This window comes from Bacillus sp. FDAARGOS_1420, assembly GCF_019344915.1.
GTDB classification, from domain to species: domain Bacteria; phylum Bacillota; class Bacilli; order Bacillales; family Bacillaceae_G; genus Bacillus_A; species Bacillus_A mycoides.
Genome location: NZ_JAHWJB010000003.1, coordinates 53696 through 79961 on the forward strand (window position 1 = coordinate 53696; position 26266 = coordinate 79961).

The following is a 26266-nucleotide window of genomic DNA, read 5'->3' on the forward strand; positions in this document are numbered from 1 at the left end:
CATGAAGGAAATAAAATAACGGCAAGTGAAAAAAGGCATAAAGAAGTAGAGAATAAACAGAATAAGGATGAAAGTCATCATGATGAAGGGGAAAAGAAAGAGCAGCAGACTAGTGAAAAATCAGAGCATGAGGATGTGTATGAGCAGTAACATAAAAATAGAGATGATAAAGATCAAGATAGACATAATCATAGTGAGAGCAAGGTGAAGCATGAAATGCTAAGTAGTAGTGAACATACTGCGTCAGCAAAACATAATTATTAGAGAAAAATAACAGAAGAAAAAATAAAGAAGAGGATAACGCGAAAATTAAGTGTTAAAAGGTTATCAAAGGCTAAGTAAACAAATATTTCATTTTTACTAAAAATATAAAAAGAGCACCATATAAAAGTGCTCTAGTGATGAGATTCATTTTGTAAAGAACTATTTATCCTATAAAGAAAGAACTATAATTTACTATATGAATTTACTTTCAATTAAGTGCGCATTAATTGAAAGTAAAATTATTTCTCTACACCCGTGTGAATACTAGAATTAGCGGATACAATTATGCTAAAAGTAAGAAAAAAGTTAAAAGGTTACTGCTATATTATTTAAAATATAATCCCAATCGGAATCATCACCTTCCCATCTGTCCTGATAACGTGGGACTTCAATCGAACAAACCCTTGCTATTCCCCAATTTTGTTCAACAACATCCGGTATTCCCTCTGCAAAATTAATAATAAGAATATTAAAATCTTTATTAGTAATTTTGGATAATACCTTTTGTAATTCAACTGCTTCATCTCGATTTCCCCATATCCGAATGAATAAAATAGATTCACTGTTAGTTATTTTTTCAAGAAAACGATTAATTCTAGTGGTTAATTTAGCTTTAAATGAGGGATAGTTGACTTTCCAATCCTCCCCTGGGTTGATAGGAAAGTCATGCATTGAAAGACAATTATAATAAGTGTCCTTTATACAGTAGGTAATTCGCTCTGCTCATTTAGTTTGATTATCAAATTCTGATTCAATAAGCCCGTAGCTTTCTGAACCTTCTATAACCATATTTTCAAGATTCATAAATTTTTCAAATCGATTTTGAAGTAATCTGTTTACATCTGAAAGGGAGGGATAATAAAACCAATCTAATGGTCCTGAAAATGTTCTTAAATTATGCCTCTTTAATTGATTGGTGACTTGGCATAATCCTCCCAAACTCACGACTGTGTCATATGATTTTTTTAGATTTTCTAAATTCATCCTCATCATCCTTTTTTGTAAAATATTTAAAATTACTAGTTTAGTATATGTTGTCAACGAAAAAAGTAATTGAAATTGTGAATTATTTATCTTTTATTTGTACACAGTATTTTATAATTATTTTGTATTTTACTGCTTAAATGAATACCCAAGGTGATATTAAAAATACCATAACAATAATGTTATAATCATACTCCAAAAAGGAACTACAAATATGAATCTCCAGATAATCCCTTTGAAAAATTTAATCTCGTTATATGTATTCGTTTCTATATAAGTTGTATCTTTTAGTACAGCCATGTTTGATCCTCCCAATATTAATTGTTTATTAAAATAAAAAAAGGACAAACCTCGCCCTGGTAGGGATACGTAGGTTTGTCCTTTAGTATGTGGGTAATGATACATTAAATTACCATTATTATAACTGAGTTAATAAATATTTTCAATTAGGTCCGACATCTTATTAACAAGCATACTAGTAATAATAAAATCTATTATAAATATATATCTTATATATTAAAAAGAAATAAAGATAAAACTTTTATAGGTTATCAAAAATAGGGAAAAGACTTACTCCCACAAGGAAAAATTTGATGTTAGAACATAAAAAATCATAAATAGTAGAAAATGTATCCGTAGATTCAATGATTATTAGACTTTCAATTCTACAAAAAAGCAGAAAAAAAATTGTATGTTTCTACATGAAATCGGAAAGAAAATGATACAAAACACATTATATTTATTCAACCATGTAAATAGGGCTTATTTTCTTTATTTTGGTAAATGGAGCAGTATGTAGCGTCCGATTATCCACAATTTATTCAGATAATGGCGCTATTTGTTAACATTACTCAGTATTTACACATAACTCACATTATTATTGATGATTTTTATTAGATAAATGCAACGGCACTAGTATTATCAAGGGTATTGGGAAAATATTATTCACATTTGATCATAATTGTCCTCATATCCACTGTTTTTATAAATATCCTTCTGATTTTTTGTAGATATAAAATCGGATGTTTTACTATACGTGAAGAATATTCAATATGTAGTGTGGAGATTATTCTATAGGTAGAAGAGGATTTGTATAGAATTGTATAAAAAAAGACTCCATTTTACATGAAGTCCTTCTGATTTGGTATTTATAAATAAAGTAGTGCAAAAGGGATCTTAATGAAACAAATAGGAATAGCCCTCTACTTTCGATGTTTTCAAAAATAGAGAGCTTGTTGCTATTATTTTATTTCCATTGCGGTTAGCACCTGATCTGGAGCTGTTATTGTTACACCAGCACGTACTAAACGTTCGAAGGTACGCATAAACTCTAGTAAATTAAACTGCTTTGGCAGCTCAATAACACGAAGTTTTTCTTGTGGAAGCTTATCAATTGCCTCGATAAACCATTCACGTACATCACTTGGAATCGTGCGTTCTTTATGGCCACGAACTTTTAATTTTTCACGCATTTCAATTTCTAAAGCGATATATGTATGGAGATTCACTCCCTGATCATATGCATATTTTCTAAATAACGTTTCTTCCTGGTATTTTAGATAATTACGGTGATAAGACTCTTCCGTCACTGGTATCGCAAACTTCTGCTTCAGTAGTGCATGCACATTTTTAAACATCTTCTTAATGTTGCGAAGAGAGTACATGGAATAATGTAGTCCAAAATTAAAGACAGCTTGTTCACGGTCACTATTTCTCTCTTTTGGTACATGTTGCGCAATAAGAGGGTAGATGCCTTCTTTCGCCGAAGTATCAAGAATTTGATATTGAGATGTTTGATGCAATAATTTTTTCAATGTATATACAATTTTCGTTGGGTATCCTTCTTTTCGATCAACCATGTCACGAAGTCCACGAATTACACCACGAATTTGACGATGACAAGTATGCTTTAAAACATGAATGAATTTATTCATGTCTGAAGACAGTTCACCGATATTCATTTCTTGTAGGACTGATTCAATAAATTTCGCTTTACGAGCATAGGTAGCTTTTGGTGTAAATGGATCCCTGTGTTGCTCTTCTCCAGATTCTTTCGTACATAAGAAGTCCGAATGGATAGATAGATATAAGGTTGTATATCGTTTTGTATGCCTTACACCTTTTTGCATTTTGCATATTTTGAATAGGGGATTACCCGTACATGGTAAAGCAGTTGTTAATTCTTCGATAACCGCACGGATTTGGTGCGGATATTTTTTATGTAAGAAACGATACATCCCACCAAAGTGAGTTTTGTTGCCCCTTTCGTCCTGCTTGTCTAAAGAACGCTTTAACGTTGTTTCGGTATGTTGTTGCATAGCAATGTCTAAGAATAGTTTCTTAGCTGCTACAGATAGCTTAAAGAAAGCCTTTGTAAATACAACAGGACTAATATATACGTAGGGATTAGCCTTTTCTGTTTCTTCATTCATAAAATGAGTCAATTTGATTGTATATCGACCATCTACGCCATTTTCGATAGAGATTATGTTATGTATACTTAATTTCTTTAGAGCAATATAGAACTGAGAATGCTGGATGTATGCAAATTCTTCTTTATATTGCTTGTAATCTTCCCACATCATATGTATCGTTACATTTGGAATGACACCATTAGTAAAGCATTTTTTATGTAGATATAAGAACACTTCAAGATCTGCATTCGTAATACCATATAACTTATGTTTTCTTCCTGTTTTTTCTGCAAGTGCAGACATTGCTCGACGTGAAAAAGATGGTTTCGCTTGTTCGACAAAGCCTTCTACATCCGCAATACGTTCTTCGTATGTCATGCGCTGCAGAATATCTTCTAAATATGTATCTTTATAGCTGTAGTACTTCTCCTCAAATGTTGCAACAAACTTCTGCCAAGATTTTAGTGTAACTAAAACAGCATTTGTTGTTTTTCCATTTAAGCTACGCTGATTTTGAATAATAAATGATTTCCCCATCTTTTTCACCTCCGTTCTGCAAATTCAGAAATATATGTCAAAATACTATAAAATATACCAATTTTGATTATAGCAAATCGAAAATTGGTGAAAGGTGCTCCTTTAAGAAGAAAGATAGCAACTTGCAACAGCTTATAAAGCTAGGTGTATCAAGGGATATGAGAATTCTATTAATTTTTTTTGTGTTAAGGATACCGCAAACGTGTTGCAAGTTGAATTATATGTATAAGAATAAGTAAAAAGTCATCTCCCCACTTGATATATAAGGGATTAGATGGAAAATGACAAAAAAGTTAGGGTAAGGATACCGCAAACGTGTTGCAAGTTAAGAAGTATGCTTATTAATCATGAAATATAACGATTATCGTTGATGTAATAGGTTTAATTAGATTTGTATGGATTACGATAGGGTGAGGATACCGCAAACAGTGTTGCATCTTATGCGAAAAATAAGGGTAAGGATACCGCAAACGTGTTGCAAGTTGAATTATATGTATAAGAATAAGTAAAAGCACCTAATCCCTTGATATATAAGGGATTGGATTAAAAAAGACAAAAAAGTTAGGGTAAGGATACCGCAAACATGTTGCATTTTATTTGAATAACTTGTTGAAAGTATAAAAAAATCACTCAAAAATTTAAAAATAGAACGATTTTTTGTGTAATGTATTAGGTTGAGAAAAAAATATACTGTTGCAAGTTAGACGAAATAGGGTAAGGATACCGCAAACATGTTGCAAGTTGTAGAGTAAAGGAAAGAAAAGCACAAAAGGAATGCAAGCAAAGAGGAATAGGGAAAAGAAAGAGCAAACATGTTGCAAGTTGTAGAGGAAAGGAAAGAAAAGCGCAAAAGGAATGCAAGCAAAGAGGAATAGGGAAAAGAAAGAGCAAACATGTTGCAAGTTGTAGAGGAAAGGAAAGAAAAGCGCAAAAGGAATGCAAGTAAAGAGGAATAGGGAAAAGAAAGAGCAAACGTGTTGCAAGTTGTAGAGGAAAGGAAAGAAAAGCGCAAAAGGAATACAAGCAAAGAGGAATAGGGAAAAGAAAGAGCAAACATGTTGCAAGTTAAGGAGAAGAAACCGCAAAATCTTGTAAATATCTGTTACAATAAATTAAATATAATAGTAGTAAAGATTTTTATGATGAAAACTACTTTGTTGTGATCCATGGTTTAGGGAGGAATATAAAGTGGATAACTTATTACAAATGTTCCGAGATGCATTGCTAATCTCTGAGCCAATTTATAAAACGAACGAGCTATTATGGAATAAGTGGAATGCGTACTTTAAAGATGTTGAAAACAATAATAACAAAGTACTAACCTCACACTATGCTTCTCCATCATTTACTGCATTAGTATCTTGGTTAGAGAAAAAGCAAGAATCCGGAATTACATTAGTACAAATTTATGCGAAGATTGATTATTATAAGGAAGAAATATATAAGGAAATTGAACAGTATATAGAAAAAGAATTTCAGAATGTAGCGCATTCAAATTCCATAATATTAGAAAATGATCAAAATATAGATAAGACAAATATAGTGAACCATGAGGATTATTACGAAGTAAATAATTCTGCTGTTTATTATAAACTAAGAGATGGAATTGCAAAGAATCAATTTGAAGAAGATGAAAAAAGTAAAGTCCTACAGTATCCCATTGAAACGAAGTCTTCTAATGGTGTAGCTCAACTTTCTTCACACAAAGACGAGGATTTAAGACTTACAAATAATGAAGAATCCGCTCGATGGAATACCCTTGTTGATGATGTAATGAGTAATATGGATGATTTGACGGCAGACTGTTTAGATGCAATTACAATACAGTGGATAAATGAGGCGAAATCTCCAGATGAATTCATTGATTTTTCATACGAGCAAGTTTTAGAGATGTGCAATATTCCAAAGACAGTCGTTAAAAATAAAGAATATTATCGAGCGGAAGATAAAATTAAAATAGCGAAGAGGATTGCGGCTTTAGCAAGTATTTTTATCTATTTAAATGATGATAATGAGGTCGTAGTACTAAACGATCGTGATGACGAAGGAGAACGAGTAGAATTAAAGCGTGAGGTTATTAAAAGGTTATTTGTTTTAGATTCGGTTGTATTGTGGAGACATAGTGTTACAAACGAATATATGGGGATTGAATCTTGTCGTATTAAGCCAGGTAGTTTTTTAACGAATTATTTATACGGATCAAATAATACAACAGCATTATTGTCAAAAAAAGCACTTGAATACAATAGTTATAGACATAAATATCATAAAAGGTTAATTCGATATTTAACATGGCAATGGAGAATTAGACAAATGTATTCATCATTGAAAAAGCCATATTCTATAGGAGGGGACAAGGGTTTACTATCAGTAATGGATATTCCAAAAGATTGGAAGCCAAATCGAATTAGAGAACAGCTAGAGAATGTTTTAATGGATTTAGAAAATGAGAAGGTAATTTCTCATTGGGAGTATAGTGACCCGCTTGATGAACAACAAGTTGGGAAACGTAACTGGTTTAAAAATTATTACTCTAACTTAGGTATAACTATTTTGCCGCCTGAGGAAATGCTACAGTCAATGGATAGTGGAATAGGAAAGAAATTTATAGAGGAACCACAAGATCAATTACCTGTAGTAACAGTTGTTGAAGAGGTTAGGGAGACTGTGGAACCCGTCGAACAAAGAGAGAAGAAAATTCGGGATCAAATACTGAAAGTGCATAATGAAAAAAATGTAAGTATTCGTGAAATAGCAGATGAAGTTAGTATTTCGCCATCTACGCTGTCTAGATTTTGTAATTATAAAACAAAACGCTTGTCTAAAAAAGCATTAGAAAAGTTAACAAAATGGTGTGAAAGACAAGAAATATTAGAGAAGATGTAACTTAGACTAAAAACTACTTATAGAAATAGTTATAAATAAAATATTGGGATTGTCAAGAAATCTGTGTAAGTTTTTGAAACGAACACATAGAATAGCAAATATTAAAGCAAGATCGCTTCTGTCTTTTTTATCTTCTTTTGACTTTCGGTTTGTGTGATAATTAAATCGAAAGGTCGTGGAAGAATGAAGATAGCGGTGATACAAGCAAGTACCCAAATTAGCAAAAATGAACTGATTTTTGAAGAGACAAAAAGGGCTGTGGCGAGGCATGGATATGAAGTGCTCAATTTTGGTGTTACAGTTGAAGAATCCGAGTTAAGCTATATCCAAGTGTCCTTAGCTGTTGGTCTACTTCTAAATTCAGGTGCAGTTGATTTTGTCGTCACTGGATGTAGTAGCGGTGTTGGTATGTCGATTGCCTGTAATACACTTCCGAATGTCATTAGTGGTTATCTGCCAACTCCAACAGATGCGTTCCTATTCGGTAGGATAAATAACGGAAACTGTGCATCACTGCCACTTGGATTGAACTTCGGTTGGGCGGGCGAATTAAATCTTCGCTTCACGCTTGAGAAACTATTTGAAGAACCGTTCAATACTGGGTATCCTGAAGAATCCGCCGAACGAAAGAAACGTGATGCAGAACTTTTTAAAGCAATCAAGAGTTTTTCACATCATGGCATCGTTGAGATTCTAAGTCAGATAGATGGAGCCGTTATTAATCCTGTTCTTCAAAAGCAAGATTTAGTGGAATTCCTCTTGCGAAATGGTACCAACACAGATATATCAAATTATCTTATCGAACAAACGAAGCATTTAAATTACGATAGGTAAATACTGTATTTTTTCAATACGTTTTGGCGAATTTATCGTTATCTATAAATTGATTCAACACCATTGACCACTTGCGGATATGACCGACATTCCATTTGTTTTGGATTTCTTTTACACGTAAAAACAGAACTTTTATTAAGGCGTTTCCGGTCGGGAAAGCGCTTTTTCGTTATCTTACGGAAACTTGAATTGACATATTCGGCAACATTACACTCTCTAAAAAAGAAGCAGGTACCTCTTAAAGGTATCTGCTTCTTTTCACATAGATTCTATAATCATTTGTCTTTCATACCACTTGTTAAGTTTTTCATTAACACTTTTTGAAATGCGTTTCATTTTTTTATTACAAAATCTTGATAGCGTAGCAGGGGATAAACCTATTTCATCTGCTATCTCACGCATTGTTTTATTTTGATGCATATGCTGATGCATGATTTTTTCCCGAATCATATCCTCTGATCCTATAGTAGTTTGTTTTACTGTATCTGCAGTATAAGGTTCTTCCTGCTTCTCTTGCATATCTATTGTTTTTTTCTTCACCATACTATCTATATTATTCATCAGTTCTTTTGGAGGTAAGATAATGATTCCCAACTTTTCATAGTAATTTTTAAACCAATTACGTTCGCCTATCTTTGTTTCATCCAATTCTTCTGCATATGCCCAATGTGAAATGACATTTTCTTTTTCTAAGTCAATTAAAACATTTTCCAGTTGTTCTCGGATTCGAGTTGGGCGACCCTTCGTTGTTTTAATACCTATTACAGATAGTAGACCTTTTTCTCCACCAATGGAGTATGGCCTTTTTAAAGTACTGTATTGTTGACGAATTCGCCACTGCCAAGATAAATAACGTATTAAACGTTTATGAAACTTGTGTCTATAGCTATTATACTCTAATGCTTTTTTCGACAATAAAGCAGTTGTACTATTAGATCCATACAAATAACCTGATAAGAAACTACCTGGCTTAATCTTACAGGATTCTATTCCCATGTATTCATTAGTATTCTTATCTCTCCATAACACTACAGAATCAAGTACGAACAGCCTTTTGATTACTTCACGTTTCATTTCGAATTGTTTCCCAGTTTCTGCTTGATCGTTCAATACTACAACTTCATTATCATCATTCAAATAAATAAAGATACTAGCTAAAGCTGCAATACGTTGTGCTATTTTTATCTTATCTTCTGCGCGATAATACTCTACACCATTTGCGGATGCTTTTGGCATATTGCACAATTCCAATACGTTTTCATAACTAAAATCTATGAATTCATCTGGTGATTTAGCTTGATTTAGCCACTGGATTGTAATGGTATCCAAACAATCTGCTGTAAGGTCATCCATATTACTAATTACTCCATCGACCAATATGGACCATCTCTCTGCTTCGTTTGTGTTAACTAGTCTCAAATCCTCATCCTTATGTGAGGATAGTTGTGCAACTCCACTTGAATTTTTCGTTTCTAATGGCAATACCGGTTTTGCTACTGCTTCATCTTCCTCAAAATGATTTTTTGCTATTCCATCACGTAATTGATAGTACATTGCGTCATTAGTTACAGGATAGTAATCATCCGATATATCTGCTATATGTTCTTTTACCTGACTATCTTCAAAAATTGAAATTTGAGTTGGCTCAACTGCTTCAACTTTTCCTCCGAATTCTTGTTCAATGATCTTATCTAGTACATTTTGAATCTCAATTTTATATTTATCCAGATTGGCATAAATGTTCAATACCGATACTCCTTGCTCTTGTTTCTGACCTAACCAAGAAACAAGCGTTGAAAAGGAAGGGGACATATTAGCAGATGTTACTAATTTATCGTGATTCTCTTGTACTTCTTTATAATATTTATTCCATTTGCCCCATAACTGCTTATTTTCTTCATAAATTGGAGCAGCCAGTAGGAGGGCATCACTGAACAATACTAATACTTTTTCCATATTTAAATACCTCCTAACAATGTTAATTACAAACATAATTTGCATCTTAAAAATGTGAAACGTCATAGCTATATGATGGCTACATAGCCTTGAAGTTAAAATATTATCAGAATAGTCCTTACAAGTATCAGCTTTCTTATACAATCTAATTATGGACTCATTTAATTTCTTCTGTGCTTGTCTTTATTATATAAAACTGTTTCTATTTGTAAAATTACTACTTTACAATACAGTTTCAATTTTTAAAAGTAAATTAACTATTTACACTGATTTTCTTCCTACAGCTTAGATAACTTACTACATTAGGTTACACCCTTTATAACCAGCTGCTTCTTACTTGAAATCATACAGCCTTATCATGGCTATAACTCCTTACTTGAAATCATACAGCCTTATCATGGCTATAACTCTTTACTTGAAATCATGCAGCCTTATTGTGGCTATAACTCTTTACTTAAAATCATACAGCCTTATCATGGCTATAACTCTTTACTTGAAATCATGCAGCCTTATTGTGGCTGCAATTCCTTATCTTTAATTAGACATAGCTCTATTGTGGCTACAATTTAGTAATTTATGAAACGTTATAGCTATATGATGGCTACAACTCTTAAAAAATGAAACGAGCATGCCCTGATCATTATCCTTCTAAAAAAAATTTTATTCTATATGATTTTATGATAAACGTTGATATAAAGCCATTTCATAAAATATGATTGAAAACTCGATTAAACCATTATAGCTATATGATGGCTACAACTATCATCATAAAAAATCACGGAAACCCTTATATACCAAGGGTTACAGCGGTTTTTTATATAAGTTAAGTTGTTTTGAAAACATGAAACGCTATAGCTATATGACGGCAGGAAATATGAAATAAAATGAAACGTTTATAGCGGTATGATGGCTACAACTTTTCAAATAAAAGCAAATCTATATCCCTATATAACAACGTTTATGTGGTATTTACAAAATATTATTATTCAACCAAAACATGAAACGTTATAGCTATATGATGGCTACAACTTTAAAATGAAATCAGCGAAAAACCCTATTAAATCAATGCTTAATAAAGATTTACTACAATTTATACTACGTTTCATATTTACTAAACTTCATAGACCTATGGTGGCAACAAACTTTTTTTCATGAAACGTCAAACCCCTTGTCGCACAAGGGATTGAGGCACGTTTCATTTTTTTGTTTTTCCTCTTAAAGGGACAGATTTCACCAGCATTCGATTTGATATAATCAAAAATGTAATTCTATACCTAATTGTGGGGAAAACTGCAACTTAAAATAAAAGGAGGTGAAAAAGATGGAAAAACCTTTCGTTATAAAGAACAAACGTAGTTTGAATGGTGAAACAACAACACCGGTAATTGTAACAATTAAATCATGGCAAAAGTTAGTAGAAGCTTTGGAAGGTAGGTATTACAGTTTTAAAGATACTTATTTAGAAGACATTGTGAAGTCAATGTCCTATGAAGAACGAATTGCAGATGAAGAGGGGTTTGTTGAACAAGCAAAGCCATCTTTTTCACTGAAAATGAAAAAAGTTTTAGATAAAGTAAGTGTATTTGATAAAAATGAGGGCAGAAAACATAAGCTATATGGTATTACAAATGCTGATTTAGAAGTATTTCTATTTCTTTATAAAAAATGTAATACATATGGTGAGCTTTCGCATGTATCGATCCACATGCTTTGGGAAGATTATAAAAATTATAAAGAAGCATTTGCACATATTCACCACTCACAATTTTATGTGGCTTTGAAGAAGTTAAGTTTCCATAACATCATTACAATCGAAAATGAGTACAGTGGTAAATATAAAATCATCTTAACTGATTTCATGAATAAGGAAACGAATAAAGCAAATGCATATACATTTATTAGCCCGATAGTATTTACCAAAGAATTCTTTGAGTTATCCATTGCAGCTAAGAAACTATTCATGGATGTAGCAATGCAGCAGAAACGCGAAACTACCCTGAAACGTTCTTTATTCAAAGTTGATGAACAAGGAAACTCAACACACTTTGGTGGTATGTATCGTTACTTACATAAGAAATACCCACATCAGATTCGTGCTGTACTTGAGGAATTAGAAACAAAACTTTCTGCTACTGGATCTCCTTTATTTAAAATTTGCAAGTTAGAAAAAGGGAAGAGGAATAAAAAGCAATACACAACATTGCATTTATCTGTACATCCTGATTTCTTATGCGCGAAAGAAGAAGGAGCAGAATACCGTGATCCATTTACACCACGAGATACATATAAGCGTAAAGTTAAATTCATTGAGAACTTGTTAGTTGAAATGAATATTGCTGAATTTGCAAAGGATATGAACCAATTCATTAACGTTTTAAAACACTCTTGTCATCGTCAAATTCGCCAAGTAGTTCGTGGATTACGAGAAATAATTGATCGACAAGAAGGATATCCGAAAAAGCTTGTTTATACACTAAGTAAATTATTAAAGCAATCTTCTCAATATCGTGTATTAGACACAGCCGCTAAAACTGGTATTTATCCTTTAATTACACACAATGTACCAAAGCATGAACAAGAAGAGGCCATTTTTAAATTTGGTACTCATTTTGCTATATACTCTTTACGCAATGTTCAAAAGTTATTCCGGAAGGCGCATGACCTGCTTCATGCGAAATATGCTGTACCTGTAACCATAGATGCTTATCACCGTAATTACATGCAGTATCAAGAGGAATCACTATTTAGGAAATATGCTTATGAGCAAGGAGTAAATATTAACGCATATACAGCATTAGAAATTGAAATTCGCGAACTATTAAAATCTAGTGGGCATAAAGGAAATCAAATCCCTAGCGATATTCGTGAACTGTTCATTGAAAAAATTGATAAATTGCCGAAGGAAAAGATTCGTGTAATTGAGGTCGCTGAAGACTTTGATTTAATTCAGTTTCTACAGTCCTTAGAAGCATATTACCGTTCAACTAGTGAAGTACCGCATACGGTCGATCAGCTGCTTCCAGCAATGTAAAGATAAAGCTCTCTATTTTTGAAAAAACAAAAGTGGAGGGCTATTCGTATTGGAGATAACATGTGGAATGCATTACTTCAAACAAAACAGAGAGAAAGTTTTCAATCTTAATGATTACGACTCTCTATTTTTTATGCAATTACATACATTGCACGTGAAACAAAATGAGATATTCACAATTTTCGAGTTGAAGAATCTGAATTTTTATTTTTTTATGCCATTTCATCTATAAAAAAGCATAAATATTTTTTATTATTCTGTTGATATCTTAATAATTTTGTCCTGATGTGTATAATAGAAAGCTTTAAGTACTGTTCTTATCATGTTCTATCTCTAAATCTACTTAAAATCAGAAAAAATTCTGTTAGTTATGTTTAAAAAGTGGATTCTGTTCCTAACTATGACCAATTTGTTAATAAATTGGTCATAGTTTTTAAGAAATGTGGAAAGTTTGTTCGTAAGTCAGCGAAATTTGCATTTATTATTTATTCATTCACTCGAATCAAATTAACGATGATTATATGTAGATTTTATATGCCTACTTTACGATATTTTGTAGTTTTTAATCATCATCCAGCTCATTAAGTACGTTCCCAGTATTTACTTTTTATGATTTTTTGCGGCTAGAGTAATTATGAACCCTTAGCACAGCACTGTTTTAACACTATTTTCCCTCTGTATAAAAGTATTATCTTTTTTCTTTATATATTAAAGATATATATTATATTAGGTTTTAATATTGTTTAATGCTTACTATAGAGAATAGGTCCTGTGTAAAACCAATTTCATTTCTTAATGGAATTAGTTCTTTTATGTACTGTAATAAACATTTTATTTAGTATTAATCATTCCTAAAAAACTTTGATATAAAATATAAATTTTTTTTATATTCTCTTAGATTTCCGAAAAAAGTAAATCATACTTAAAGTGGATAGTTGATTAATGGAAATTACAGGTGTGAAGGTAAAAAATAAAAAAGCAAGAGCATTAGAATTATTAGAGAAGGTAGGACTCACAGAAGTAGAAGCGAAACGAAATGTCTTGCAACTAAGTGGTGGACAACAACAACGTGTAGCAATTGCTCGAGCACTATCTTGCAATGTCGATTTATTGATTGCTGATGAACCAACAGGAAACCTTGATGGAGAAACAGCAAATGAAATTATTGAGTTGTTTCAGGAGCTCGCTCATCAAGAGGATAAATGTGTAATTGTAGTTACGCATTCACAAGAAGTTGCAAAAAAATCGGATCGAGCAGTTTATTTAAGGAAAAAGAAGTTAGTAGTAAACGAAATTAATAATATTTAAGAAAAAAGCTAATTTCGTTCTTAATACACGTAATTTTCAAAATTAAAATTTATGGCTGTTAATATTTGTTATATAATATATTTGTCAAAGCATTACCCCTGTAATTTCTATGATGAATCTGTAAGATAGTTTTTTTGTCTCGTATATTCATCTGAAATTAAAAAGAACTTGTAGAGATTCCTACAAGTTCTTTTTGTTTTAAGGGTTAAATGTGGATTTGAAATAAAGTTACGATTTTTTGAGGGGAGGGAATAAATGTAAAATTTTGTAAAAAAGAGAGGTTTTTAATACGAAAATTTGAGTTCAAAGATTGGCAAGCTGTCCATGAGTATACGCCTTCAGGTGGTTTTGATGCTACATGGCAAGAAGAAATGAAAAAACAGAAATAAAATAACGTATATACCTATTATGTGGATTAATTGGTAAATTTATAGTTTCTATCATATTTTATGATATTTATTCTATAAAATTCGAAAAGATGACAGAGTGTTGGAAATCCAAGAGGATTTCTCAACACTCTGTCTATTACTAAATATTAATATTGTTGTTGATATTGTCTTATAAGAAGGAATTCATTTAAGATATTAATTGAAAATATTAATTGGGAGGATGTTAGAAATGGAATTAAATAATTGGGATGGAATTAGTATAGAAAAAGGTACAAGTATTAACATGGAAGAAATGGAGTTATTATTACTAGCTGATCCCTCAACAGAAGTAGTTAATGGGTATCTTAAAAAGGGGGATTGTTTTGTTTTAAAAAAAGGTGCTGTTACTGTGGGTATTATGATTTTAATTCCTACTCGAACTGAAACAATTGAGATTATAAATATAGCAGTTTCCGAAAAAGAGCAAGGAAAAGGATATGGGAAATATTTACTTAGATTTGCTATAGACTATGCTAAAAAAGAAGAATATAAAACTATAGAAATAGGCACGGGGAATTCTAGTTTAATGCAATTAGGCCTTTATCAAAAATGTGGTTTTAGAATAACCAGTGTGGATAAGGACTTTTTCTTACGCAATTATAATGAAGAAATATATGAAAATGGTATTCAATGTATGGATATGATTAGGTTAACGAAAAATATATAAAAATTATTTGTACATAAAAATCGCAACGTCCATTAAATGTGGAGAGTTGCGATTTTTTGATGTAATGCGTCATTATGATTTGTGGGTATTGACACTCCCACCCCTAAAGGGGCCAGCTGACTAACGTCAGTGGGATTCTTGCTACCAAAGGCGAAGTCCATTTCTGGTATCGCTGACGTGCAAGATTGCGGTGTGCCATCACCACTCCCACAACAGACCATATAAGTTCGTGGGCTACGGTACTGTGACCATACCATACAGATTATTGGTTCTCAAATGTTTTTACGTCTTTTGCATGACGACTTAATACATTTTACGGAGTAGAAGAATTTGCTACCCCAACCTCATATGTATTCTGTTTTCAGAGAACAGTCGTTTTAGAGTCTTTTGCATGACTATAAATAAAGTATACTATGTTTTGCTATGCAAAAACGCTGCTTTCATCCCACGTCTAAAGACGGACTAAAGTCCTGCGTGGGCTTTCACGCTTCATAAATTCTGTAATAAAAAATATACAGTGAGCATAGGTGAGATATATATGAGAAGTACATGGAAAGAGTTCAAGGGGATGGACCTTAATGTATGGATTCGCTTTATTGGAGAAGCTTTAAATGGTATTGCAATGATGATGTTAATGCCATTTTTCGCATTATATTTAAAGGATAAAGTAGATTCTTTGCTTGAGGTAGGTGTGATCATAGCTTTATCTCCAATTGCAGCAAGTATAGGCTCGTTAATTGGAGGACATATAGCAGATACTTATGGCCGGAAACCAACTATGGTACTCTCTATGGCCAGTAATGGGTTATTAATGCTGTTTTTTTTGTTCATAGATGGTTTTATAGCATATGCAATCTTATCTATCGGTTTAGGGTTATGTAACTCTTTTTTTGAACCAGCCGCATCTGCAATGGTTACGGATGTAACAGAACCAGAAAAAAGAACTGAGGCATATGGATTACTTAGAATGGCTCATAATATAGGAGCAGCGATAGGTCCTATAATTGGCGCAGCAGTTGTAGATGTATCAAAAGATGTCATCTTTTTGATTACTTCTGGAACCATGCTGTTTTATACAATATTAATGGTACTGTTTTTAAAGGAAACAAAACCTAAAAATGTCATGATACATGAAGAACCACCTGGAAATTCAATAAGATCCACATTAAGAGTTGTTATAAGGGATAGGATATTACTTTTCTATATAGTTACAGGAATCATTATATTTATGGGATTCTCGCAATCGGAAGGTATGTTACCGCTTCATTTTAGTAATGAGAAGACAATAATTTTTGGAAATAGTAATCCATTTCCATATTTAATGACGTTAAATGGCCTATTAGTTGTTTTTTTTCAATTTCCCATTTCAAAATGGTTAACTCACAAATCGATTGGGAAATCAATGCTATATGGCGCAATTCTTTTTGGTATTGGTCTTTTGGCAATAGGATGGTTACCAAAGTGGTTTCAAGTAATAAACACAAACGATTTAGTTATTTTAGTTTCATTATTAATAGCTTATACAGTTTATACTTTAGGAGAAATGATTATGTCACCCGTCCAAATGACTTTCGTTGCTAATTTAGCTCCAGAACATTTGAGGGGTACTTATATGGGAGCCGCTAACCTGCAGTGGATTACAGGTAATATATTAGGGCCCCTTTTAGGCGGTTTATTACTGGAGCATCTTCTAGGGCATATATTATTTACAATCTTAGGTGTGGGATGTGTTATGTCTGGATTTGTTTACTTATTATTAGATAAACTTGTTGAGAATAGAAGTAAACAGATACCTATAAAACAAACATCTTAATTTTAAAAGTGTTATCAAGTTGAAAAAAATTTCTATTTTATGAATTAAGTAAAGCGCACGTTTATTAACAATAAACGTGCGCTTTGCTTATTATCATTTATAATGTATTGAAATTAATTCATACATAGTAACTTTGACAGGCTACGGTTTTAATATGATAAAAATTAATTTGATTCTTCTTAGTCGACTACAATCAGATTTCTTGTCTTATCGATATGGTTAATTAACATACGATACTCTTCTTCGTATGTAGTTAACCGTTGGAGAAGGGATTTATTCTCTGCTTCTAAATATTCAATTTGCTGTTGTAAATTTGTCAATTCATTCACTTCTTTATAATTTTGTAGAAAGATAATAATGTCATCTAATGTAATAGATAAAGAGTTTGCTTCTTTTTTTTGTTTGGAGGGGGATATGGTGTTTCCCAACTTCCTATTTTGTTTTGCCTGTTTAATTTCTTCTGTGTATTGTTTTCGCACGTATGAGTTCCAACGAAATCCACAAGCAGCAGATGTCCTAGTCAATTGTTTAGCCACTTTTTTAAATGCAGCTAACTGTGTTCCGCCGTTACGAATATTTTGAAGTACTATTGTTGCGAGAAGTAAATCATTATCAATAGTCCATGAATCTTGTCTTGAAATTATCATACTTCAATCTCCCTTATATGTTTTTTATTACATATATGCAATTAATTAAAGAAATAGAAGACGAACCCTCCTTAAAGGTGGAGATGGAAAAGGAACGACTTTTGTAGATATGGAGTATGGCTGGTTATTCAATCATGATCATGGTACCTCTGTCTTAGGGATTGTTTCTGCAGAAAATAATAACATAGGTGGAATTGGGATTGCACCAAAAGCTAAGGTAAAGGTTGTGTCTCAGATTAGAGATAACAGTAGGTATAATACAGCTGATGCTATATTAAGTGCGGTTAACAATATGCAAGCCGGAGATATACTTTTATTAGAAGCACAAGCAACCTACGATGGATATGGAAATAAGAATTATCTTCCTGTAGAAGTAAAACGGGATATCTTTGATGCAATTCGTATGGGAACAAGTAAGGGAAGTATTATCATTGAAGCAGGTGCAAACGGCGGAAATGATTTGGATCAATTTAGAGACCGTAATGGTAAACAAGTTTTAAATCGTAATAGTCCTGATTTTAAAGATTCAGGGGGAATTATGGTTGGAGCAGCTTCTGCAAGGGTTCCTCATAAACGTTCATCTTTCTCTAATTATGGTAATAGAGTGGATGTATATGGAGGGGGGAATGCAGTAGATACAACAGGCGCTAAACCAAATCAATTTATGACAAATCCGTATACATATAGCTTTAGTGGAACGTCTAGTGCATCACTTATCATTGCTGGTGGTGCTGCATCAATTCAAGGAATTACAAAAACTAATCGTAGAAAAGTATATACACCAAGCCAGCTTAGGGATATTTTAAGTGATCCAATTTCTGATAAACTTGGTGTTTTACCTGACTTAAAAGCCATCATATCTAAACTTGGTTTTTCACCAAACTTAAGTAATGATTCTTCCATTGTATTTCCTGAGGAACAAGAAATAAATAAAGGGAATGAAGGAGCTACTATTACATTCCCAGGAGAGGATTCTGCTAATAGTGAAGGGAACTCTAACTTCATTTTCCTAGAATAATAGAAATACCTCCTATTTAGTATGAAAGAACATTATATAACTGGTTGTTTATAATACTAGTGAGATAGGCTCTTATGTGTTGTAGCATAAGAGCCTATCTATTGTACTTTTATCTATATGAAGAGGAAAGTACTTCTGTGGATATTTTATTTGCTGTAACAAATTGAAAATAAATAAAATATCACAATAGACATATTGAAAAAAGACATCTTAGGGTGTCCTTTTTGCTTTTAAATATTTAATTTTCTTTTGTTGATTTTTTGCATCATTCACTTTTTTATAATTTTTTAGAAAAATTATAGTGTCATCTAATGTAATATATATAGCTTGTTGGATCGGGGATTTGTTGTTTCCAGCGTTTCAATTTCGTTTTTCCTGTTGTATTTTTTTCGTGCGTAAGAGTTCCAACGAAATCCGCAAGCAACAGGTGTTCTAGCCAAGTAGCTACTTGTGTTCTACCGTCACGAATATTCTGAAGTACTATTGTAGTAAGAAGTAAGTCATTATCATCAGTCTATGAATCTTGTCTTAAACTTACCATTTTTCAATCTCCCTTATGCGTTTTATATAAAGAGAATGCAGCTGGGTGACTAGAAATACCGTAAGATATTTAGTGAAAATCCTTTAATTTATATTTGAAAGTAAAAAAGTTAATTTAAAGATTATAGAAGAAATCTAACTTTATAATACCTTTCACGAAAGTATAAAGTAAGTTTATGTAAAAACTAACTTTATATTAAAATTATATTTCGTATTGCTTTTCACAAGTTTAACTATTGTATTCAAAAATAATTTGTAGGTAATAAAGAAGATCAAATGTATAGGAAATCAGAGTGCAATAATATTGTTATATTCTAATTAAGTAGTATATAACAATTATTTTAGTAAAATCATATATAAATATCGCAATGTTTTTAATCCTATCTGCATTATTTGTAAATGATTGTGGAACATTTATATTTATTGATTTTTTGATTTTTTGATTTTTTGATAAAGTAAAATATTTGAATGAAGTAATGTATTTCTTATTTTAAAATTAATATGTCTATTAATCTCAAGTTTATGTTGTATCAACAGTGATACTATCGTTAATTAGATTAACTAATTTCGTGAGTTATATCTTTGATTTTAAATATGCATTTTTACATAAAAAGTATAAAAAACATTTTTTTAACATTTTGTATTGACAATCCAAATTATGGGTATACAATGAAATATAGATAAGGAGGTGAGAAAAAATGGAAAATAATTTGTTTGATTTGGATTTAAAAGTAGAAAAATCATCAAATGGTGTTGAGCCAAGAATTACAAGTGTTGCGTTCTGTACACCAGGGACATGTGCATGTGAAGATGGCCCAACATTTAATTCAGCATGTTGTAGTGTAGAATTTACTATTTACAATTGCAAGTAAGAAAGAATGTGAAGTAGTATCTATTAGAAAAATTAGATACTAGTAATTACATAATATATTTTTGCAACGGTTTATTTTTAATAATCGGAATTTTTGTGCGAAAATATATAGTGGAGGTGAAAAAAATGGAAAACAATTTGTTTGATTTGGATTTAAAAGTAGAAAAATCATCAAATGGTGTTGAGCCAAGAATTACAAGTGTTGCGTTCTGTACACCAGGGACATGTGCATGTGAAGATGGTCCAACATTTGATTCAGCATGTTGTAGTGTAGAGTTTACTATTTACAACTGTAAATAAGGATAATAAGTTGCATTTATAAATATCTGATAAATGAGAAAAAATTCATTATTAATATTTAATCTCGTTAAATTAATTAAGCGGTTATATTTAATTTAAAAAATCAATTTAAACAATTATACGGAGGTAAGGAAAATGGAAAACAATTTATTTGATTTAGACTTAAAAGTAGAGAAATCATCAAATGGTGTTGAGCCAAGAATTACAAGTGTTGCATTATGTACACCAGGAACATGTGCATGTAATGATGGTCCAACATTTGATTCAGCATGTTGCAGTGTTGAACTTACAGTTTACTATTGTACAAGATAAATAATAAATAGGATTTTCTGTATCCTAATGTTTATTTCAAATGAACATTAGGATACAAAATTAGAAATTAATGTATGTAGTCTATATTTAAATAATCTCAAAGTAAATGAGATTTAGAGTATTTTTGAGATAAGTCTATTTATAATGTTATAAGTTTGAAGAGGGTAGTAAACTATATGTTTAAAAAATTTGAGGAATGGAAAAACCGTTTCTCAAATTTTTTAAATAAAGGTTTATATTGTGACAATACATAAATATAGGGGGATTAAAAGAAAGATGAAATATTTATATACACCATTAGATTTTTTTCTGTTACGTACACCCACATATTCAATTGATAATTTTAAAAGTATTATAGATATCGGAAGTGAAGAGGAGAGTTTAGATTATATATTAAATAATGTTCTTAGTAATGAAAAAATAATTGAAATGCTTATTGTGGCAAGTCCCAAATTATATGAGGCGCTTTTAAGATTGGAAAATGATCCTAATACTAAAAAGAAAGAACAAATTATTCTAAACTTAACTAAATATTTAATAAGAATGAGTACTAGATCAACACCGTTTGGTCTATTTTCTGGTGTCTCTATAGGTGATTTTGATGATAAAACGGGTATTCAAATAGATGATATAAATCATTTTACTAAAACAGCCCGCCCTGATATGGCATGGTTATTGGGCTTTATAAAACAAATTGAGTCGGATATTGATAATGTTAAGCATTTAAAGGTCATGGTAAATCATCTTACTGTGGTTTCTGGATCAAGAGCAAATTTATTATATAGTACACAGTACGGAGAAAGGTCTAAGGCAACGAAAAAGGAAGTAGTAGCATCTTCTATCAAATATAATGAAGTTTCTCAAAAGGTTTTTGACAGAGCACAGGAACCTATATTATTTTCTAACTTAATAAATAGTATCAAATTAGAATATCCGAATGTCCAGGAGGAAACTATAGCACAATTTGTATGGAATTTGTTTAAAAATGAGTATTTAATAAGTGAACTTCGACCTATTTTAACAAATGGAAATCCATTTGAGTATGTCATTAATAAATTATCTGAAAAAGAAGCACTTACCAAATATTATGTACAACTAACTAAGTTAAAAGAAGATATAGATATATATAATGGATTATCTTTGGGAGAAGGAAAGGAATTATTGTTAAACCTATTTGATAGCATGAAGAGAATATATGAAGTGGATACCCCTTTACAAGTAGATTTATCAATAAAAACAAAACATAGTACTTTAAGTAAGTCTATTCAAAATGAACTATCAAAAGTAGCAGATTTTCTTTGGGTTCTTACACCTAAAAAAAATAATAATAATGAGTTAGACCATTATCGAAATGATTTCTTAGAGAAATATGGAGAATATAGGGAGATTTCTATACTAGAGCTACTTAATCCTGATATTGGACTTGGAGCACCAGGAGGATACCTCAATCCACCTAGTTATAAAAAAGTCGAAAATCCACCTGTAAATCAATTAAACGAATTTGAAAATTATCTTTTAGAGGAAATATCTAGATTATCATGCAGTAATAATGGAGATATTCGAGAAATTAATGTAGAAAATAAAATTTATGAAAAATTCAAAAAGAAAGACATGGATTTAAATACAGCTGCTGTTTCAATGGAATTATATTTTAGAATTATTTCAGAAAGTTCTTCTAATATAGATAATGAGCAATATCAAATCCAGTTAGTACCAAACGCAGGATCTGATGGTGCAGGTAAAACCTTTGGAAGGTTTAATCAATTGTTTAATGAAGAAAATCAGGAAAAACTATATAAAATTAATCAGCTAGAAAAATTATTTTATGAAGATACAATATTTGCAGAAATGGTGTATTTACCAGATTATGGACGCTCAGCGAATGTTACTATTAGTAACAATATAAGGGATTATGAGTTGTGTATTGGTACAAATTCTTCAAAAGACAAAAAACAAACACTAAGTATGTCTGATTTAGTAGTTGGAGTATATCAGGGGAATTTCTATATACGATCAAAATCTCTTAATAAGCGAGTCATTATTACTACAGGCCACATGCTAAACATCGCAGGATGTCATAATCTTTGTAGACTGCTAAAAGAACTATCAAATCATGGTATGGTGCATTGGAAGTTACCAATTTTTAGTTGGATGACAAAGATGGCATTTGTTCCAAGAATCAATTTAGGGAAGGTTACAATTATACCTGCAATGTGGAATTTAAATTTAAATATGTTAGACATTAATGTGAAAGAACTAAAAAAGGATTTCGAACTTTTTAAAAAACAATTTCATAAGTGGTGTGCAGAATATAAAGTACCTAGATTTATTTATCTGTTTGATATGGATAACAGAATTTTAATAGATACAAAAAATAATCTACACGTAAAAATAATTCAAAAAGAAATGTCTTCCTCAAAAGGCAATAAGGTTCAATTTTATGAGATGGGAAATGAAATTTCTAAAGAATGGATAGAAGGGGACACTGGCACGTATATTTCTGAAGTAGTAGTGCCATTTATTAAAAACCAAGAAGTAGTAGAAGAAAAAATGAAAGTTCATTTTAATGCGAGTCATAGTATCGAATGCAATCAAGTTAGAACTAAGGAACCAGGTAGTGATTGGCTATATTTTAGAATTTATTGTAATAACAACATGGAAGATGAGTTTATTGGGCAAGAATTACAATTAATTTGTAATAATGCAGTTTTTGAGGGACTAGCAGATAAGTATTTCTTTATGAGATATTCTGATAATAAAAAACACATAAGATTAAGATTTAATATGTCAAACAAAGATAATTTCCCAAAACTTATCTCTTATATTAATACACATTGCAACCAGTTAAAAGAAAAGGGAGTTGTATCAAGCGTAGCTATTGATGTGTATGAAAGAGAAGTAGAAAGATACGGAGGACCAGAGCTTATAGGAGAAGCGGAAGATTTATTCTTCCTTGATAGTCAATTTGTACAGGAGTTAATAAGACTAAAAGAAAATAATTTACTTAATACTAGTTTTGAAAACATTTGTATTTATAGTATATTAGATTATTTGCAAGGATTTGAATTAACCCATGAGGAACAATTAAAGCTTATGGAAGCTGTTGTGGATTATAAGGAATATTTAGAGGATTTTAGAAAGGGAAAAAAAGTATTAGTGAATCTGTGTAATAAAAATAATGTTATCGATTTTGGAATTACGACAGACAATTCAGACTTATATGAGTTATTAGCGGCTAGGAAAAAACAGATTAAATTATATAAAGAAAAGATAGATGCTATAGAAATACAAGGAAAATTATTTAATGTAAGAGAAAATATTATACTTAGTGTAATACATCTACATTGTAATAGGTTAATAGGTATAGATAGAGTATATGAAAAGAAATTAAATACATTAGCAAGACATACCTTAAAGGCTCTAAGTTATTTTTATGAGAAACAAAACAAAATTTTGATAACACACTAATGGAATAATAAATTTAAGAACAGAACTCAATTATTATAATAATTGAGTTCTGTTCTTAAAAAAAATTCGGTTTTTAGAAAATATACATAACAGTATTATAGGCTAAGATATATAATCCAAATTCATGATGAGGAAGAATATAGGTGAGAAAATGAAAGAAATGTTTAAATCCACGAAATATTGGCTAAGAACCCTAAAGTTACTTTTTGAAGTAAATTGGTTTTATATGATTTGTATAATGGCTTTCGCGATATTACAAGGTATCTTACCTGTTGCAACTCTCTTAATAACACAAGAACTTATAAATACAATATTAGCATCTATAGGGAAAAGTTTTGATCCTGTACTATTTTGGTTTGTATTATTAGCTACAGTTTCATTAGTACTAGTATTAGTTCAAATTATACAAAGTTATTTGCAAAGTGTTTTACAGTTATTAATAGTATATAAATTAAATGTAAAACTTATGAAAAAATCATCTGAGTTATCATTAACAGATTTTGAAAATCCGGAAATTTATGATAAATTACAGCGGGCACAAGGAGAGGTTGGAACTAGACCTTTTCAAGTATTCACTACCCTTTTAAGCATAATTACTGGAATTATTACTTTATTATCCTCCGCTGTTGTACTGATTACTTGGAAATGGTGGGTGTTTCTACTTTTAATCATAACTCCAATAATCTCTACTTATTATTCCTTAAAAATTGGTAAATGGGAATTTGATATCCAAGTACAAAGAACTCCTAAATTTAGAAAGTCATGGTACTATTCGTTTTTATTAACTAAAGACATTAATTATAAAGAAATAAAAGCATTTAACCTTGGGGAATATATTGTTAATAGATATAAAAAAATTTATGACGACTTTATAGTAATGGATAAAAAAATAGCTAGAAAAAAGGCTGTAGTTGGCCTAATATTTAGTTGTCTTGAAGAAATAATAGGTCTGTTTATAACTTTATTTATTATTTTTGTCACATTTACTGGAGAAATTTTAATAGGGAATTTAATGGGTTATATGAAGGCAGTCGGATTATGTGTAACGAGTTTTAAAGGTGTTTTTAATAGTATTGCCTCATTACTACAGAACAATTTATACATAAAGCAATTTTTTGAATTTTTAGATTTAGAAACTGATATGTCCGTACGAAAACAAGACGACTATATTAAATTGGGGAACATTAAAAAAATTGAATTCCAAAATGTTTCCTTTAAATATCCAGGTTCTCAGAAATATGCTTTAAAGAATGTTAGTTTTACCATAAAAAAAGGACAAATCGTAGGAATTGTTGGTGAAAATGGTTCAGGGAAATCTACACTTACAAAACTACTACTAAGATTATATCGTGTTGAGGAAGGCACAATACTGATTAATGATCAAAATATAAATAAATACTGTGAAGAAGACGTTAGAAAAAGAATGAGTGTTGTATTTCAGGATTATGTAAAGTATGAATTAACAGTTCAAGATAATATTGGATTGGGGAATGTTAAGAGTCTACAAAATAAAGAACGGATATTACAATCAGCAGAGAAGAGTGGGGCTAAGAGTATGATAGACCAATTCCCTGAAGGAATAAATACTCAATTAGGTAGTTGGTTTGCAGAATCTCAACAATTATCTGGAGGACAGTGGCAAAAGATAGCTGTTGCCCGTTCGTTTTTTAAGCCAGCAGATATCTATATATTAGATGAACCTAGTGCTGTACTTGATCCAATATCTGAAAAACATATTTTTGATAAATTTTTCAATGTTGTGGAAGATAAAATAGGAATCTTTACGTCACATAGATTTTCTACAATTAAAATTGCAAATGAGATTTTGGTATTTGATAAAGGGTGTTTAGTAGAGAAGGGTAGTCATAATCAGTTGGTTGAACAAAATGGATATTATAGCAAATTATATGGTATACAAGCATCTCCATTTAACGAAGAAAATAAAAAAAGTTATCAACTGAATTAAATTTAATTTTGAGAGGGGTAAA

At 31.1% G+C, this 26266-nt stretch carries 14 protein-coding genes and 6 pseudogenes; 13 read left to right on the forward strand and 7 right to left on the reverse strand.

The window, feature by feature from the left end; all coding sequences use genetic code 11:
* Nucleotides 1–570: 570 nt before the first annotated feature.
* From I6L50_RS29340 to I6L50_RS29350, 3 genes and pseudogenes are all read right to left on the reverse strand, one after another.
* Nucleotides 571–1248 (reverse strand): annotated as a pseudogene (locus I6L50_RS29340) (papain-like cysteine peptidase).
* Between the two features lie 159 nt (nucleotides 1249–1407).
* Nucleotides 1408–1548 carry a hypothetical protein gene (locus I6L50_RS29345; protein WP_219303796.1) on the reverse strand — a complete coding sequence of 47 codons (141 nt, stop codon included), beginning with the start codon at nucleotides 1546–1548 and terminating at the stop codon, nucleotides 1408–1410.
* A 941-nt stretch (nucleotides 1549–2489) separates the two neighbouring features.
* Nucleotides 2490–4199 (reverse strand): hypothetical protein, encoded by a 1710-nt coding sequence (locus I6L50_RS29350; RefSeq protein WP_219303797.1) that lies wholly within the window; start codon nucleotides 4197–4199, stop codon nucleotides 2490–2492.
* Between the two features lie 1188 nt (nucleotides 4200–5387).
* Here I6L50_RS29350 and I6L50_RS29355 point away from each other — a divergent pair.
* A complete protein-coding gene (locus I6L50_RS29355) occupies nucleotides 5388–7085 on the forward strand; it encodes a helix-turn-helix domain-containing protein (protein ID WP_219303798.1) in 1698 nt (565 codons plus the stop codon).
* Nucleotides 7086–7268: 183 nt separating this feature from the next.
* The gene (locus tag I6L50_RS29360; protein ID WP_016096909.1) at nucleotides 7269–7919 is read left to right on the forward strand and encodes an RpiB/LacA/LacB family sugar-phosphate isomerase; all 651 of its coding nucleotides are present in this window, start codon (nucleotides 7269–7271) and stop codon (nucleotides 7917–7919) included.
* On the opposite strand, the pseudogene I6L50_RS36030 reads toward I6L50_RS29360, so the two are convergent.
* Both I6L50_RS36030 and I6L50_RS29365 read right to left on the reverse strand, forming a co-directional pair.
* A pseudogene (locus tag I6L50_RS36030) lies at nucleotides 7907–8128 on the reverse strand (IS256 family transposase); the annotation flags it as partial. The gene I6L50_RS29360 and the pseudogene I6L50_RS36030 overlap by 13 nt on opposite strands.
* Before the next feature lie 49 nt (nucleotides 8129–8177).
* Nucleotides 8178–9875 carry a helix-turn-helix domain-containing protein gene (locus tag I6L50_RS29365; RefSeq protein ID WP_002068878.1) on the reverse strand — a complete coding sequence of 566 codons (1698 nt, stop codon included), beginning with the start codon at nucleotides 9873–9875 and terminating at the stop codon, nucleotides 8178–8180.
* A 1321-nt stretch (nucleotides 9876–11196) separates the two neighbouring features.
* Between I6L50_RS29365 and I6L50_RS29370 the strand changes: the two genes are divergently transcribed.
* From I6L50_RS29370 to I6L50_RS29390, 5 genes and pseudogenes are all read left to right on the forward strand, one after another.
* On the forward strand, nucleotides 11197–12906 hold the full coding sequence (locus I6L50_RS29370; protein ID WP_219303799.1) for a hypothetical protein: 1710 nt from the start codon (nucleotides 11197–11199) through the stop codon (nucleotides 12904–12906).
* Between the two features lie 942 nt (nucleotides 12907–13848).
* Nucleotides 13849–14214 (forward strand): annotated as a pseudogene (locus tag I6L50_RS29375) (ATP-binding cassette domain-containing protein); the annotation flags it as partial.
* Between the two features lie 251 nt (nucleotides 14215–14465).
* Nucleotides 14466–14549 (forward strand): annotated as a pseudogene (locus I6L50_RS29380) (GNAT family N-acetyltransferase); the annotation flags it as partial.
* A gap of 283 nt (nucleotides 14550–14832) precedes the next feature.
* Nucleotides 14833–15309: a GNAT family N-acetyltransferase gene (locus tag I6L50_RS29385; RefSeq protein WP_219303800.1), complete on the forward strand. Its 477-nt coding sequence runs from the start codon at nucleotides 14833–14835 to the stop codon at nucleotides 15307–15309.
* Between the two features lie 538 nt (nucleotides 15310–15847).
* A complete protein-coding gene (locus I6L50_RS29390) occupies nucleotides 15848–17122 on the forward strand; it encodes an MDR family MFS transporter (RefSeq protein ID WP_219303801.1) in 1275 nt (424 codons plus the stop codon).
* A gap of 179 nt (nucleotides 17123–17301) precedes the next feature.
* Here the strand turns inward: I6L50_RS29390 and I6L50_RS29395 are convergent, their stop codons facing one another.
* Nucleotides 17302–17769, reverse strand: coding sequence for an RsfA family transcriptional regulator (locus tag I6L50_RS29395; RefSeq protein ID WP_219303802.1), 468 nt, complete (start codon nucleotides 17767–17769; stop codon nucleotides 17302–17304).
* A gap of 70 nt (nucleotides 17770–17839) precedes the next feature.
* On the opposite strand from I6L50_RS29395, the pseudogene I6L50_RS29400 reads away from it, so the two are divergent.
* Nucleotides 17840–18787 (forward strand): annotated as a pseudogene (locus tag I6L50_RS29400) (S8 family serine peptidase); the annotation flags it as partial.
* A gap of 380 nt (nucleotides 18788–19167) precedes the next feature.
* On the opposite strand, the pseudogene I6L50_RS35875 reads toward I6L50_RS29400, so the two are convergent.
* A pseudogene (locus tag I6L50_RS35875) lies at nucleotides 19168–19271 on the reverse strand (RsfA family transcriptional regulator); the annotation flags it as partial.
* Nucleotides 19272–20025: 754 nt separating this feature from the next.
* On the opposite strand from I6L50_RS35875, the gene I6L50_RS29405 reads away from it, so the two are divergent.
* From I6L50_RS29405 to I6L50_RS29425, 5 genes are all read left to right on the forward strand, one after another.
* Nucleotides 20026–20199 (forward strand): gallidermin/nisin family lantibiotic, encoded by a 174-nt coding sequence (locus tag I6L50_RS29405; protein WP_219303803.1) that lies wholly within the window; start codon nucleotides 20026–20028, stop codon nucleotides 20197–20199.
* A 125-nt stretch (nucleotides 20200–20324) separates the two neighbouring features.
* Nucleotides 20325–20498, forward strand: coding sequence for a gallidermin/nisin family lantibiotic (locus I6L50_RS29410; RefSeq protein WP_219303804.1), 174 nt, complete (start codon nucleotides 20325–20327; stop codon nucleotides 20496–20498).
* 102 nt (nucleotides 20499–20600) lie between these two features.
* Entirely contained in the window at nucleotides 20601–20810 is a 210-nt protein-coding gene (locus I6L50_RS29415; protein ID WP_257475450.1) for a gallidermin/nisin family lantibiotic, read from the forward strand.
* 276 nt (nucleotides 20811–21086) lie between these two features.
* Nucleotides 21087–24278 carry a lantibiotic dehydratase gene (locus tag I6L50_RS29420; protein ID WP_219303805.1) on the forward strand — a complete coding sequence of 1064 codons (3192 nt, stop codon included), beginning with the start codon at nucleotides 21087–21089 and terminating at the stop codon, nucleotides 24276–24278.
* A gap of 151 nt (nucleotides 24279–24429) precedes the next feature.
* Nucleotides 24430–26244 (forward strand): ABC transporter ATP-binding protein, encoded by a 1815-nt coding sequence (locus I6L50_RS29425; protein WP_219303806.1) that lies wholly within the window; start codon nucleotides 24430–24432, stop codon nucleotides 26242–26244.
* Nucleotides 26245–26266: the final 22 nt, after the last annotated feature.

Excerpts from the sequence above, each read along its gene's own strand:
- I6L50_RS29390 (WP_219303801.1), top strand. The coding sequence starts at position 15,848 with ATGAGAAGTACATGGAAAGAGTTCAAGGGGATGGACCTTAATGTATGG.
- I6L50_RS29360 (WP_016096909.1), top strand. The coding sequence starts at position 7,269 with ATGAAGATAGCGGTGATACAAGCAAGTACCCAAATTAGCAAAAATGAA.
- I6L50_RS29370 (WP_219303799.1), top strand. The coding sequence starts at position 11,197 with ATGGAAAAACCTTTCGTTATAAAGAACAAACGTAGTTTGAATGGTGAA.
- I6L50_RS29350 (WP_219303797.1), bottom strand. The coding sequence starts at position 4,199 with ATGGGGAAATCATTTATTATTCAAAATCAGCGTAGCTTAAATGGAAAA.
- I6L50_RS29425 (WP_219303806.1), top strand. The coding sequence starts at position 24,430 with ATGAAAGAAATGTTTAAATCCACGAAATATTGGCTAAGAACCCTAAAG.
- I6L50_RS29395 (WP_219303802.1), bottom strand. The coding sequence starts at position 17,769 with ATGATAATTTCAAGACAAGATTCATGGACTATTGATAATGATTTACTT.
- I6L50_RS29410 (WP_219303804.1), top strand. The coding sequence starts at position 20,325 with ATGGAAAACAATTTGTTTGATTTGGATTTAAAAGTAGAAAAATCATCA.
- I6L50_RS29405 (WP_219303803.1), top strand. The coding sequence starts at position 20,026 with ATGGAAAATAATTTGTTTGATTTGGATTTAAAAGTAGAAAAATCATCA.
- I6L50_RS29365 (WP_002068878.1), bottom strand. The coding sequence starts at position 9,875 with ATGGAAAAAGTATTAGTATTGTTCAGTGATGCCCTCCTACTGGCTGCT.
- I6L50_RS29345 (WP_219303796.1), bottom strand. The coding sequence starts at position 1,548 with ATGGCTGTACTAAAAGATACAACTTATATAGAAACGAATACATATAAC.
- I6L50_RS29420 (WP_219303805.1), top strand. The coding sequence starts at position 21,087 with ATGAAATATTTATATACACCATTAGATTTTTTTCTGTTACGTACACCC.
- I6L50_RS29385 (WP_219303800.1), top strand. The coding sequence starts at position 14,833 with ATGGAATTAAATAATTGGGATGGAATTAGTATAGAAAAAGGTACAAGT.